Below are 13,149 nucleotides of genomic sequence, written 5' to 3'. Positions count from 1 at the left end.
TATAGTCCCCATCGATGGCGCTTCTGGACTGGATGAGCGATGTAGCCGGCCCCGTGATCCGGGGGGACGGCGTGATGCTGCGCCCGCCGCGCGCGGCCGACTACGCCGCCTGGTCCACGCTGCGCGACGGCTCGCGCGACTATCTGCAGCCGTGGGAGCCGGCCTGGCCCGAGGACGACCTGACCAAGGCGGCCTTCCGGCGCCGGCTGTCGATCTATGCGCGCGAGATGGAGCTGGGCAACGCCTGGCCCTTCTTCGTCTTCGTGCAGGACGGCAAGACCCTGGCGGGGGCGGTGACCCTGTCGAATGTGCGGCGCGGCGTCGCCGAGACCGGGACGCTGGGCTACTGGATCGGCCAGCCGTTTTCCGGTCAGGGCGTGGCGACGGCGGGCGTTCGGGCCGTCGTCGGCTACGCCTTCGACAAGCTGAAGCTGCACCGGCTGGAGGCGGCCTGTCTGCCCACCAATCACGGGTCGCGACGGGTGCTGGAGAAATCCGGCTTTCGCAACGAAGGTCGGGCTCGCGCTTATTTGAAAATTAACGGCGAGTGGGCAGACCATTTGTTGTTCGGCCTGGTCGAGGACGAGCGTTGACGGCCGGGGGCCGTCTGGAAGGGCGAGACGCGTGACACCACGATCCCGATCGCTGGCCTGGGACGCCACGACCGCCATCGAGGCGCTGGCCGCCGCCGAGACGGCCCTGTGGGTCTGGACGCCTGCGGCGGACGAACTGCGTTTCACCGGGGCTACGCGATCGCTGGGCCTGGGACCCTTGGCGCCGGAATGCACGGCCGCCGGATTCGTCGCCCTGGCCATGCCGCAGGATCGCAGCCTGGCCGAACGGATGCTCAAACCCCAGGACGAGGGCGCAGAGATCGCCGTGCGGCTGCGCATGCGCGGGTCCGAGACCTGTCTGTGGCGCGGCGTCTGGCTGGAAGACGGCCTGCGCGCCGCCGGCGTCGTGGCGCTGGAGACCAAGTTCGCCGGATCGGACCGCGATACGCTGACGGGCCTGCTGGATCGTCGCGCCTTCCTGGCCCGCGTCAGCGAGGTGCTGACCCAGCCTGGCGAATACGAGATCGTGGTCGGCGACGTGGACCGGCTGCGGCGCCTGAATGAGGCGCTGGGTCATGAGCGGACCGACCTGGTGCTGTCGGCCCTGGGCTCGCGTCTGGCCGCCGCCTTCAACAAGGACGCCTCGGCCGCGCGGATCGGCGAAGACGAGTTCGCCATCATCGTCCCCAAGACTGCGTCCCACACCAGCTACCGGGTGCGCGACGCGCTGGAACAGCCGTTGCGGGTCGCGGGCTTCGACATCTATCCGACCGTCTCGATCGGGGCGGTGATGGTGGAGGGCGGGCCGGATGCGCCCGACGCCGCCGAGCTGTTGCGCCGGGTCGAGCTGGCGGTGGAATCGGCCAAGGGCGCCGGGCGCGGCGGATCGGCCGCCTATGGCCGGGCGCTGGAAAGCGACAGCTTGAGCCGTCTGGCGCTGGAGGCGGATCTGAGGAACGCCTTCGTGCGCGGCGAGATCGTGCCCTTCTTCCAGCCGATCGTGAACCTGAACACCGGGGCCGTCGCCGGTTTCGAGGCGCTGGCGCGCTGGCGTCACCCGCGCCGGGGTCTGGTGCCGCCGGACGAGTTCCTGGGCTTGACCGCCGACTTGGGCATGATGAACGACCTGGGCCTGCTGATGATGACTCAGTCGGCGCGGCAACTGGCGGAATGGATCGAACGCCATCCGCTGGCCGGCAAGCTGTTCTGCAGCGTCAATCTGTCGGTCGGCGAGATCGAGCGCCCGCACCTGTGCGAGGACGTGGCGCGCATCATCAAGGAGACCGGCCTGCCCAAGGGCGCGCTCAAGCTGGAGGTCACCGAGGGCGACATCATGCGCGACACCGCACGCGCCGCCGAGGTGCTGCAATCGCTGAAGGACGTCGGAGCCTCTCTGGCGCTGGACGACTTCGGCACCGGCTTCTCGTCGCTGTCCTATCTGGCGCGCCTTCCGTTCGATACGCTGAAGATCGACCGCTATTTCGTGCTGACGATGAACAAGGACGAAGGCTCGGCCAAGATCGTCAAGTCGGTGGTCAACCTGGGCCGCGACCTGTCGCTGGAAGTCGTCGCCGAGGGCGTGGAGAACGCCGAACTGGCCCGCCTGCTGCTGGACGCCCAATGCCAGTACGGCCAGGGCTTCGGCTATGCCCCCGCCCTGCCGGCGCAGGAGGCTGAGGTCTATCTGGCCGAAAGCCTGGCCGACGGCACGGCCCCGCTGAAGCAGCGGTCGGCTTAGGGCTCAGATAGCGTTCAAGGGCAGGCGCAGGTAGCGCTGGCCGTTGGCGTCCGGGGGCGGCAGGTCGCCGGCTCGGATATTGACCTGAAGCGAGGGCAGGATCAGCTGCGGCGCGCCCAGCGTGGCGTCGCGGGCCTCTCGCATGGCGACGAAAGCGTCTTCCGATACGCCGCCGCCGATGTGGATGTTCTGCGCGCGCTGTTCGGCCACGGTGGTCTCGAACCGGAAGTCGGTGCGGCCCTCGGGCAGATAGTCGTGGCCGACGAAGATGCGGGTCTCGTTGGGCAGGGTCAGCAGGCGCTGGATCGAGCGGTAAAGGGTCCGGGCGTCGCCGCCGGGAAAGTCCGTTCGCGCCGTGCCGTAGTCGGGCATGAACAGGGTGTCGCCGGTGAAGACCGCATCGCCGATCCGGTAGCTGACGCAGGCGGGGGTGTGGCCGGGCGTGTGGATCACCTCGACCGTCAGGTCGCCCAGCGCGAAGGCGTCGCCGTCGGCGTACAGATGATCGAACACCGCGCCGTCCGGGCGCACGTCTTCGGCGCCGAACAGGGGGCCGAAGGCCGACTGAACCTGGGTGATCCGCCCGCCGATGCCGATCGAAACGCCTGTCGCCGCGCGAAGGTGCGCCGCCGCCGTCAGATGGTCGGCGTGGGCGTGGGTTTCGAGCACCAGGGCCAAGGTCAGCGCTTCCGACCGCAGCGCCGCCATGACGGCGTCGATCGACCGCGTCGAGGTGCGGGCCGAAGCCGCGTCGAAGTCCAGAACGGGGTCGATGATCGCCGCGTGACCCGTCGCGGGGTCGCTGACCAAATAGGTGACGGTGTGGGTCGCGGGATCGAAAAAGCCGCGGACGTCGGGGGATTGGGTCATGGAGGACGCTCCTTTCGCAATCCAATATATTAGGCATTGCTTATTTAGCAAGTGCGCATATATTGCGCCCCATGATCGACCTTCAGACCATCGGACTTGAACGTTTCCAGGCCAGCGCCGGCGAGGCGGCGGCGTTGCTGCGCGCCCTGTCCAACGAGAAGCGGCTGATGATCCTGTGTCAGCTGGGCGAGGGCGAGATGTCCGTCGGCCAGTTGCTGCCCCAGGTCGGGCTGTCGCAATCGGCCCTGTCCCAGCACCTGGCCAAGCTGCGCGACGAGGCGCTGGTGAGCACGCGGCGCGACGGCACGACCATCTTCTACCGCATCGCCGATCCGGCCGTCTTGAAGGTCATCGCCGTGCTGGCCGAAATCTACTGTCCCCCTGTTTCTTCCGAAGAGGCATGATCCCCATGAGCGTCCTGACCCCCCTGTCGCCCGCCGAGGTTTCGCGTCGGCTGAAGCAAAACACGGCCGTGCTGGTCGACATTCGCGAGCCGGATGAGTTCGCCAGAGAACATGTCGTCGGCGCCGTCCATGCGCCGCTGTCGGCCTTTGACGCCTACACGCCGGCGGGCGCCGACGGGCGCGACGTCATCTTCACCTGCCGGACCGGCAATCGGACGGGCGTCAACTGCGACCGTCTGGCGGCCAAGACGACGGGCCAAGCCTTTGTCCTGGAAGGCGGGCTGGACGCGTGGAAGGCGCAGGGCCTGGCCATCCACGCCGACCGCTCAAAGCCGATCGAACTGATGCGTCAGGTTCAGATGGTCGCGGGCGGCCTGATCCTGATCGGGGCGGCGCTGGGGACGTTGGTGCATCCGGCCTTCTGGAGTCTGTCCGCCTTCGTCGGCGCGGGCCTGTTCTTCGCGGGCGCGACGGGATTTTGCGGCATGGCGCAGCTGCTGGCGGTGATGCCCTGGAACAGAGCCGCGACCCGGCCCGTGACGACAGTGGCGTGATCGGATGACGGTCGAACTGACCCCGCTGGTCCTGACCGCTTTCAGCGGCGGCGTCGTCGCCCTGCTGCTGACCCTGTTCGGCGGCGGCGGGTCGGTTCTGGCCGTGCCGCTGCTGCTCTATGTCGTCGGTGTCGCCGATCCGCACGTCGCCATCGGCGTGTCGGCGGCGGGCGTAGCGCTGAACGCCCTGACGGCTCTGGCCGGTCACGCCAGGGCAGGGCGGGTGCGCTGGCCCTGCGCCACCCTGTTCGCCATCACCGGCGCCGCCGGGGCCTGGTTCGGATCGTCCCTGGCCAAGATGATCGACGGCCATCAGCTGCTGCTGATCTTCGCCGTCGCCATGGCGGCCGTGGGCGTATCGATGCTGCGTCCCAAGGCGGCGATTGCCCGGGTCGAACCCCGGCTGAACTGGTCGATGTCGCCGCGCGTCAGCGTGGCGGGCGTTGGCGTCGGCTCGGCCGCAGGCTTCTTCGGCATCGGCGGCGGCTTTCTGATCGTGCCCGGCCTGATGGCGTCGACGGGCATGAGCCTGGCGACCGCCCAGGCGACATCTTTGCTCAGCGTCGCCGCGTTCGGAGCGACGACGGCGGGCAACTATGCGCTGTCGGGTTGGGTCGATCCGGGCCTGGTCGCCGCCATGGCGGTCGGTGGCGTCGCGGGGACGGCGGCGGGCCTGCCCTTGGCGCGCCGGTTGGGATCGAACGCCCGGCTTGGGCGCATCCTGTTTGCGGGCCTGATCCTGGTGGTCGCCGCCTATGTCGCGGTGCGCGCCGTCCTGGCGCTCTGAGACCTCTGTTCAGCGGGCCGTCTTTCGACGACAGTTCGGCCCATGACCGACGCCAGACTGGAGATCGCCGCCGGCTTTGCGACCTTGCAGGGGCCCAAGGCGGATAATCAGGATTTCGGCGGCGTCCATATCGGCACGGCGGCCGAGCAGCGCGAGCATGGGGTCGTGGCGGTGATCGCCGACGGGGTGTCGGGGTCAAAGGCCGGGCGGATGGCGGCGGAGCTGACGACGCGCAGCTTCATCGACGGTTATCTGGATCAAAACCCGCTGAACGGCATCGCGGCCAACGGCATCAAGGCGCTGCGGGGCTTCAATCGCTGGCTCCATTCGCGCGGGCGGATCGATCCGGCGATGGAGGGGGCGGCGACCACATTCACGGCACTGATCCTGCGCGGGCGCGAGGCGACGGCGCTTCATGTGGGCGACAGCCGGGCCTGGCATTTCCGCGACGGAGTGCTGACGCGGCTGACGGAAGATCACACGCGTGCCCAGCAGGGCTTGAGCCATGTGCTGTACCGCGCCGTCGGCATCGAGGCGGATGTGAAGCTGGACGTCCGGCAAGTGCGGCTGGAACCGCACGATCGTCTGCTGTTGACCACCGACGGGGTGCATGGGGTGCTGGCCGATGCGGCGATCGCGGGCCTTTTGGGACGGCGCAGTTCGCCCGATGCGGACGCCAGGGCGATCCTGGCCGAGGTCGAGGCTGCGGGGCCGCGCGACAACGCCACCGTCATCGTCATCGACGTGGTCCGCACCGGCGCGCCCGACTGGGAGGCGATCACGGCCGAGGCGGAAGGGCTGGCCATTCTGCCGCCGCCTGCCGTCGGCGACAACGTCGACGGGTTCGCGCTTCAGCGGATCGTGGCGGACGGGCGCTATACGACCCTGTTCTTGGCGAAGGATACGCTGGGCGACGCCGGCATGGTGGTGCTGAAGTTTCCCAAGCCCGCCGTGGTGTCCGAACGCGGCGCCCGCACCGCCTTCCTGCGCGAAGCCTTTATCGGGCGGCGCATCGACAGCCCCTTCGTCGGCAAGGTGCTGAGCCTGGACGCCGGTCGCCAGAGCCGGCTCTATATCGCCCAGCCCTTCCATGCCGGTCAGACCCTGCATGCGCGGTTGGCGCAGGAGGGGCCGTTCGAGATCGCCGAAGGGATCGGCGTGGCCCTGCGCCTGTCGCGCGCGGTTTCGGCCCTGCACCGGGCGGGAGTGACGCACCGCGACATCAAGCCGGACAATGTGATCCTGGAGCCACAGGGCGGGCTGAAACTGGTCGATCTGGGAGTCGCGCGCCTGCGGCTGGCCGAGGAGTTCGCCGAGGCCGAGGCGCCGGGCACCGCCGGCTACAAGGCGCCGGAAATGTATGCCGGCGAGAGTGGCGACGCCGCCACGGATCAGTTCGCCCTGGGAGTGACGCTGTATCGGCTGTTCACCCGAACCTATCCGTGGGGCGAGGTGGATCCGGCCGATGCGCCGCGCTTCGACCGGGCGCCCGCACCGCCGACGCGACACCGGCCGGATATGCCTGCCTGGCTGGAGGCGGCCATCATGCGCGCCGTCGCCGTCGATCCGAACGAGCGGTTCGAGGATGTGGAGGAACTGATCCATGTGCTGGAAACCGGCAGCGCCGTCGCCGCGCCGCCGCCGCGTCAGTTGTCCTTGATCGAGCGCGATCCGGTGCGCTTCTGGCAAGGAGTCAGCCTGGTCCTGCTGATCGCTTTTCTGGTGTCCATGGCGACGCGCTAGGGCGGCCTACGCACAACCTAAGCTATTGGATGTGCGACATTTAGCGATGGGTCGGCCAAGGAACCTGTGGCCGCTCTCAGCTTTTGTGACGGCGAGCGGGGATGTCGCGCCCGCACTCTCGGCACGAAAGCCTCCCCAAATGATCAAGACCCTCGCTTCCAGCGCCTTGGCCCTGGCCATGGTTTCCACCCCCGCCCTGGCGCAGTCCGTCGCCCCCGACTGGTCCGGCCTCTACATCGGCATCTTCGGCGGCTACAACCAGGCGAACGACGACGGCGACGAAAACCTCGGTTTCGACCGCAATCTGGATGGCCGCTACGGCGATCAGGTCACGACGGCCCTCGGCAACGCCTTCAGCCCCGGCTTCTGCGGCGGCATGGCGACCAGCACCGCCCCCGGCACAGGCTGCCGTGACGATAACGACGGCGTCGAAGCCGGCGTCCGCGCCGGTTACGACATGCAGTTCGGCAACTTCGTCGTCGGCGCCCTTGCGGAATACAGCGTCAACAATGTCCAGGATTCGGTGACCGGCTTCTCGACCACCCCCGCCTTCTACACCTTCACGCGTGAGCTGGAGAGCACCGCAGCCGCCCGCCTCAAGCTGGGCTATGCAGCAGGTCCGGCGCTGATCTATGGCACCGGCGGCTACGCCTATGGCAAGTTCGAAAACAAGTTCCGCACCTCGAACCAGGCCAACAGCTTCACCGAAACCAGCGAAGGCGATGACGGCGACGGCTGGCAGGCCGGCGGCGGTGTGGAATATGCCCTGGGTCGCGGCCTGACGGTCAGCGGTGAATACCTCTACACCTCGCTGGACGTCGACAGCCCGGTGATCCGCGTCGGGAACACCGGCACGACGCCGGTCGCCAACCCCTTCATCTCGGCCCCGAACACCACCGGCACCGACATGATCCGCAGCAACGGCCGCTTCGGAACTCACATGGTCCGCATCGGCATGAACTACCGCTTCTAAGCCTGAAGACGGGCGGTCCGGGCCTCAGGCCCGACCGCCCTGGCTCGACAGCATGGCCGCGTCCACGCCCAGCTGGGCGAGGGCGCGTGTCCATTTCGACGTGTGTTCGCCGTCGAAAATCAGGTCTAGATCGGCATCGGCGGTCAGCCAGACGTTGTCGGCCAACTCTTCCTCCAACTGCCCTTCGCCCCAGCCGGCGTAGCACAGCAACAGAGCCGATCGGCGCGGGCCGGCGACTTCATCGGTCATGGCGTCCAGCGCCTCGCGCGTTCCGGTCATCGCCAGACCGTCGCCGAAGGCCAGAGTGTCGTCGCCCACCGTCCAGTCGTCGGTGTGCAGGACGAAGCCGCGCTCGCGCTCGACCGGTCCGCCCATCAGAACCGCGCGACCGATGGATTGATCGGGCGCCGGCGCGTCCAGCTTGTCCAGAACCGTCTTCAGATCCACGCCCGGCGCCGGTCGATCCAGCCGCAGGCCCATGGCGTGATCCGGCCCGTGGGCGCAGATCAGGATGACGGCGTGCTCGAACCGGGCGTCGTCGATCCCGGGCATTGCGACCAGCAGTCGGCCGGTCAGGGTGGAGGCTTGGCTCATGATCTTCGCATCATCCGTCCGGAAAGCGGCGCAAGCAAGCCGAACCGGCGCTTGCGGTGTCGCCCGTGGTGTCTATGTGTCGCACACGGCCGTTCAAACGCGCCGGCCTCAAACCTCAGCGAGACAGACATGACCATTCAGATCGGCGATCGCATCCCGAACGCAACCCTCGCCCAAGCGACCGCCGAGGGCCCCAAGCCCGTCAGCACTGACGACATCTTCGCCGGCAAGACTGTGGCCCTGTTCGCCGTGCCCGGCGCCTTCACCCCCACCTGCTCGGCGCGCCATCTGCCGGGCTTCAAGGATCACCTGTCCGATATCCAGGGCAAGGGCGTCGATACGGTCGCCTGCATCTCGGTCAACGACGCCTTCGTCATGAAGGCCTGGGGCGAGAGCCAGGGCATCACTGACGACAGCATCGTCATGCTGGCCGACGGGAATGGCGAACTGACCCGCGCCCTGGGTCTGGTGCTGGACGGTTCGGGCTTCGGCCTGGGCGAGCGCTCGCAGCGCTATTCCATGCTGGTCAGGGACGGCGTGGTCGAGCAGCTGAACATCGAACAGGGCGGCGAGTTCAAGGTGTCCTCCGCCGAGCATCTGCTGGCGCAGCTCTAAATTGGATCAATCCACGCTACCGCTTCGCTACTTGAGCGTGGATTGATCGTGAACACGGATGTGTTCAGCCCCGAGAAGCGCAGCGCCGTGATGCGTCGCGTGAAGGGGCGGGACACGTCGCCGGAACTGGCCGTGCGCAGGATCCTGCGTGCGGCCGGGATCGGCTATCGGCTGGGCGGCATGGGTCTGCCGGGCCGTCCGGATGTGGTGATGAAAGGCCGCAAGGTCGCCCTGTTCGTCCACGGCTGCTTCTGGCACGGCCATGATTGCCCGCGCGGCGCGCGTCAGCCCAAGACCAACGCCGATTACTGGATCGCCAAGATTGACCGAAACCGCGCGCGCGACGCCGCCGCTGGTCAGGCGCTGGAGACGTCAGGCTGGCGCGTGGTCGTCGTCTGGGAATGCGAGATGAAACAAGCCGACTTCGACGCGCGTCTGATCGCGACCGTCCGGGGTCAGGCAGCCTTTGTCGTCGCCTGAGCGGCGGTGTCGTCCAGCACGTGCTGCAGGGCGCCGATCAGGGCGGGCGGCGTCAGGGGCTTGGAGACGAAATAGGCCATGCCCGCCGCCTGACAGGCCGCGACGTCCTCGGGCGCGGTGTCGGCGGTGACGGCGACGACCGGAGTGGCGGCGTTGGGTCCGCCGCCGGCGCGCAGACGACGCGTCGTCTCGCGTCCGTCCAGCTCGGGCATCCGCACATCCATGAAGATGACATCGAACACCGCCTCCTGACAGCGCTCCAGCGCGATCATGCCGTCGGCGGCGGTCGTGATCTCGCAGCCCAGCGGCTGAAGGATCAGCTGCACCGCGCGGCGGTTGATGTCGTGATCGTCCACGACCAGCAGGCGCAGCGGCTGGTCGCCGGTCTCGTCGGCGACCGGCTCAGGCTCGGGCTCGGGCGCAGGGGCGACGGATGAGAGTTGGGGCTTAGGCGTGACTGTGGGCGTCAACGAGCGGGCGATGTCCAGACGGCTTTCATCCACCGCATCGGCGATCTGTACCGCCTCGTCGCCACGCGGCAGAACCAGGGAGACGGTGAAGCGCGAGCCCTGACCCGGCGCGCTGCGGACCGTCAGTCGCCCGCCCATCAGGTCGATCAGATTGCGGCTGATCGCCAGACCCAGGCCCGAGCCGCCGTGGCGGGCGGTGACGCCATCGGCAGTTTGGTCGAACGGGGTGAACAGGCGGGCCAACTGATCGGCGGTCATGCCCGGACCGGTGTCTGAGATCTCGAACAGCAGGGCGTATCCCGAAGGCTCTTCCGGCCAGGCTTGGACGCGCAGGGTGATCTGGCCTTCGTCCGTGAATTTCATCGCGTTTGACATCAGGTTGTTCAGCACCTGACGGATGCGCATGACATCGCCCTTCACGTGACGCGGTACGGTCGAGGCGCCCTCGATGCGCAGCTTCAGCCCCTTGGCGTCCGCGACGCCACGCCAAAGCATCAAGGTCTGGGCCAACATCTGACGCAGGTCGAAGTCCTGGACCTCGACCGTCATCCGCCCCGCGCCGATCCGCGTGTGGTCCAGCAGATCGTCCAGCAGGGCCTTCATCATCAGGCCGGCGTCGGTGATCAGATTGGCGCTTGTGCGTGACTGGGCGTCGGGGGCGCGCAGTTCGGCGGCTCCGGCCAGGATCGCGCCGATCGGCGTGCGTAGGTCGTGGCCGATGGCCGCCAGGAATGTGGTGTGGTCGGCCAGGTTGCGTTCGGCTCTGAGGCGGGATTCCTCGGCCAAGACTTGGGCGCGCACGACATTGCCACTGGCCTCGATCATGCGCTGGCCTGTGATGGCGACGTAGAAGATGAAGACGACCACCGTCGCCGCCGCCGACATCACCAAGGGGCCGGACGCGCCCAGCGCATAGACGAAGAAGGGGGTCGCCATCAGGAAGCCGATCTGGGGCGTCAAGCCTGCGATCATGACGGCCTGACAGCGGCTGGCGTTGAGCATGGCCGTCAGCATGCATCCGGCGAGCATCAGCGACGCGCAGACGCCGCCGACTGCGCCCCCTACCCGCCAGATGACCAGCGAGAGACCCGAGAAGACGGTCGCGTTCAGGGCGACCATGGTCAGGATTGCGAGCTTGCGACCGCTGGACAGCTCCGTGCGACCTTTCAAGATCGGGCGATAGACCCAAGCCTCGATAAGTTGCACCGCCAGATAGAGGGTCGCCCAGCCTATCGTGAAGCCCACACCGACCATCGGGGTCACGACCAAGGCGACCGCCGCCGACGCCACGAGCCTGTGCAACGCGGCGTCCGAGCGTTGGCGAACGGCGGCGGTCCAGCTGTTTTCAGCGATATCGACGGCGGTCGATTTCATTCAGGTCCTCGAATGACGAACGCGGGTCGCTCGCATCGTTCACCCTAGACCGATCGACACTAACGCTCCGTCAACGGCCGGTCCCGATCGCCTCGGCCGCTGTGGAGAAGCCGTCTGAGCGCAGGCGGGCGGCCAGGTCACGCTTGATGCGGGCGACCAGGCCGGGCCCCTCGTAGATCAGGGCGGAATAGATTTGGACCGCCGATGCGCCCAGGCGGATGCGGGCATAGGCCTCGGCGCCGCTGTCGATGCCGCCGACGGCGATTAGGGGCAGACGACCGGCGGCGGCCTCGGCCGCCGCGCGCAGGGCCTTTTCCGCGAAGGGACGGATGGGCGCGCCGGACAGGCCGCCGGTCTCGCGGGCGTTCGGAGAGCGCAGGGTCTCGGGGCGCTCCAGCGTGGTGTTGGAAACGATCAGGCCGTCGATCCGGTGGGCCAGAGACGCCTCGACGATCATGCCGATCTCGTCGGCGATTAGGTCGGGCGCGATCTTCAGAAAGACGGGCACGCGGTCAGGTGCGGCAGCCGGCCGGGCGGCGTCGATGCGACCCAGGAGGTCGTCCAGCTGCGCGCGGCCCTGTAGCGCGCGCAGACCCGGCGTATTGGGCGAAGAGATGTTGACGGTGAAATAGGCGGCGCGACCGGCGAGGCGTTGCAAGCCGGCGACGTAGTCGGCCGCCTTGTCCTCGGTGTCCTTGTTGGCCCCCAGATTGGCGCCGACGACGACGCCCGTCGGGCGCTGGTTCAGCCGCTCGGCGAAGGCGTCGAGCCCGGCGTTGTTGAACCCCATCCGGTTGATGATGGCCCGGTCCTCGCTGAGGCGGAACAGGCGGGGCTTGGGATTGCCGGGCTGCGGCCGGGGCGTGACCGAGCCGCATTCGACGAAGCCGAAACCGAGACGCGACACGCCGCGCAGGGCCTCGCCGTTCTTGTCCAGACCCGCCGCTAGACCGACCGGATTGGGCAGATCCAGCCCCGCCAGCTGTGTTCTCAGGATCGGATCGTCCGCAGGCGGCGTCGGCAACGGGGCCAGCGCCAGCCCCTTGATCGCCAGCTGGTGCGCCTGCTCCGGATCGAGCCGGCGCAGCACGACGGCGCCAAGATCGGTCAGGCTCATGCGTCGTCCTCGAACGCCATCTCGCCGTTGGCCGCGACGGAAAAGGCGCGCGAGGCCGTGACGGCGGCGACGGGCAGGGGGGTGTAGAGATGCGGGAACAGATCGCCGCCGCGCGACGGTTCCCAGATCAGGTCGTCGCCGAAACCGCTGAGATCGACGGTCAGCAGCAGCAGATCGCCGCGCCCGGCGAAGTGACGTCGCGCGGTCTCGGCCAACTGCGCCTCGGTCGACATGTGGATGTAGCCGTCGGCCAGATCGACGGGCGCGCCGTCGTATCGGCCCTCGGCGATGGCGGCGCGCCATTCGGCGGCGTCGACGATCTTGTAGGCTATGTCGGTCATTCTGATGGCGCGCCCAGCGACCGCGGCGTCAGGAAACCTTCGTAGGTGCAGCGCCCCGCGACATCGACGCTGAACAGGGCGGCGGCGCCTGTCGGGAAGCCGGCCGACAGCTTGTCCACCACCGCCGGCGAGGCGGCGCTTTCGATCAGATATTCGGCGGCCAGCACGTGGACGCCCGGATTGTGGGCCAGGATCAGCAGGCAGCCCGCCTCGTCCTCGCTGGCCTCGACGAAGCGGCGGATCACGTCGGAGGGGGCGTTGTAGAGGGCGTCCTCGTCCCGGACTTCGACATCGCCGAAGGCGTCGTGCATCTGCTCCCAGGTCTGGCGGGTGCGCACGGCGGTGGACACCAGCGCCAGGTCCGGCTTCAGGCCCCGCTCGGCCAGGGCGCGCCCCATCACCAGGGCCTCGGCGCGGCCGGCGGCGGACAGGGGACGGGCCTCGTCGCCGCCGGAGGGGGCGGAGGCTTCGGCCTGGGCGTGCCGCATCAGGATCAGTCGGTGCATGGCCTTCGCCATAAGGCGGTTTCGCCCGG

15 protein-coding genes are annotated in these 13,149 nt (G+C 68.4%); 9 read left to right on the top strand and 6 right to left on the bottom strand.

The genetic code is table 11. The annotated features are described in order from the left end of the window. Positions 1 to 14 precede the first annotated feature (14 nt). Positions 15 to 593, top strand: a complete 579-nt coding sequence (locus LG306_RS15750) for a GNAT family protein (protein ID WP_284876867.1) — start codon at positions 15 to 17, stop codon at positions 591 to 593. Between the two features lie 31 nt (positions 594 to 624). Next, positions 625 to 2,292, top strand: coding sequence for a putative bifunctional diguanylate cyclase/phosphodiesterase (locus tag LG306_RS15745; protein WP_404416516.1), 1,668 nt, complete (start codon positions 625 to 627; stop codon positions 2,290 to 2,292). Positions 2,293 to 2,295: 3 nt separating this feature from the next. On the opposite strand, the gene LG306_RS15740 is transcribed toward LG306_RS15745, so the two are convergent. Then, positions 2,296 to 3,162, bottom strand: coding sequence for an MBL fold metallo-hydrolase (locus tag LG306_RS15740; protein ID WP_404416513.1), 867 nt, complete (start codon positions 3,160 to 3,162; stop codon positions 2,296 to 2,298). Between the two features lie 71 nt (positions 3,163 to 3,233). On the opposite strand from LG306_RS15740, the gene LG306_RS15735 reads away from it, so the two are divergent. The 5 genes from LG306_RS15735 to LG306_RS15715 all read left to right on the top strand — a co-directional run bounded on the left by LG306_RS15735 (position 3,234) and on the right by LG306_RS15715 (position 7,623). Continuing rightward, a complete protein-coding gene (locus tag LG306_RS15735; RefSeq protein WP_404416510.1) occupies positions 3,234 to 3,566 on the top strand; it encodes an ArsR/SmtB family transcription factor in 333 nt (110 codons plus the stop codon). A gap of 5 nt (positions 3,567 to 3,571) precedes the next feature. Next, entirely contained in the window at positions 3,572 to 4,120 is a 549-nt protein-coding gene (locus LG306_RS15730; RefSeq protein WP_404416507.1) for a rhodanese family protein, read from the top strand. A gap of 4 nt (positions 4,121 to 4,124) precedes the next feature. Then, entirely contained in the window at positions 4,125 to 4,907 is a 783-nt protein-coding gene (locus LG306_RS15725) for a sulfite exporter TauE/SafE family protein (protein ID WP_404416504.1), read from the top strand. Positions 4,908 to 4,949: 42 nt separating this feature from the next. Then, the gene (locus tag LG306_RS15720) at positions 4,950 to 6,650 is read left to right on the top strand and encodes a bifunctional protein-serine/threonine kinase/phosphatase (protein WP_404416501.1); all 1,701 of its coding nucleotides are present in this window, start codon (positions 4,950 to 4,952) and stop codon (positions 6,648 to 6,650) included. 139 nt (positions 6,651 to 6,789) lie between these two features. Beyond that, on the top strand, positions 6,790 to 7,623 hold the full coding sequence (locus LG306_RS15715; protein ID WP_404416498.1) for an outer membrane protein: 834 nt from the start codon (positions 6,790 to 6,792) through the stop codon (positions 7,621 to 7,623). Between the two features lie 24 nt (positions 7,624 to 7,647). Here LG306_RS15715 and LG306_RS15710 read toward each other — a convergent pair whose 3' ends face one another. Next, the gene (locus LG306_RS15710) at positions 7,648 to 8,217 is read right to left on the bottom strand and encodes a YqgE/AlgH family protein (protein WP_404416496.1); all 570 of its coding nucleotides are present in this window, start codon (positions 8,215 to 8,217) and stop codon (positions 7,648 to 7,650) included. Positions 8,218 to 8,346: 129 nt separating this feature from the next. Between LG306_RS15710 and LG306_RS15705 the strand changes: the two genes are divergently transcribed. Both LG306_RS15705 and LG306_RS15700 read left to right on the top strand, forming a co-directional pair. Then, entirely contained in the window at positions 8,347 to 8,832 is a 486-nt protein-coding gene (locus LG306_RS15705) for a peroxiredoxin (protein ID WP_404416493.1), read from the top strand. 90 nt (positions 8,833 to 8,922) lie between these two features. Continuing rightward, a complete protein-coding gene (locus LG306_RS15700) occupies positions 8,923 to 9,312 on the top strand; it encodes a very short patch repair endonuclease (RefSeq protein ID WP_404419752.1) in 390 nt (129 codons plus the stop codon). Here LG306_RS15700 and LG306_RS15695 read toward each other — a convergent pair. From LG306_RS15695 to LG306_RS15680, 4 genes are all read right to left on the bottom strand, one after another. Further along, positions 9,288 to 11,156 carry an ATP-binding protein gene (locus LG306_RS15695; protein ID WP_404416490.1) on the bottom strand — a complete coding sequence of 623 codons (1,869 nt, stop codon included), beginning with the start codon at positions 11,154 to 11,156 and terminating at the stop codon, positions 9,288 to 9,290. The genes LG306_RS15700 and LG306_RS15695 overlap by 25 nt on opposite strands. Positions 11,157 to 11,226: 70 nt before the next feature. Further along, complete coding sequence (locus LG306_RS15690; protein ID WP_404416487.1) at positions 11,227 to 12,273, bottom strand: quinone-dependent dihydroorotate dehydrogenase; 1,047 nt, start codon at positions 12,271 to 12,273, stop codon at positions 11,227 to 11,229. Then, entirely contained in the window at positions 12,270 to 12,614 is a 345-nt protein-coding gene (locus LG306_RS15685) for a DUF952 domain-containing protein (RefSeq protein ID WP_404416484.1), read from the bottom strand. The genes LG306_RS15690 and LG306_RS15685 overlap by 4 nt, the downstream gene beginning before the upstream one ends. Continuing rightward, positions 12,611 to 13,120, bottom strand: coding sequence for a SixA phosphatase family protein (locus LG306_RS15680; protein WP_404416482.1), 510 nt, complete (start codon positions 13,118 to 13,120; stop codon positions 12,611 to 12,613). The genes LG306_RS15685 and LG306_RS15680 overlap by 4 nt, the downstream gene beginning before the upstream one ends. Positions 13,121 to 13,149 lie beyond the last annotated feature (29 nt).

Origin of the sequence: Brevundimonas vesicularis (assembly GCF_044807075.1) — a bacterium.
Lineage (GTDB): Bacteria > Pseudomonadota > Alphaproteobacteria > Caulobacterales > Caulobacteraceae > Brevundimonas > Brevundimonas vesicularis_G.
The sequence above is the reverse complement of the archived record's forward strand: the minus strand, read 5'-3'. Positions and strand labels throughout refer to the sequence as shown.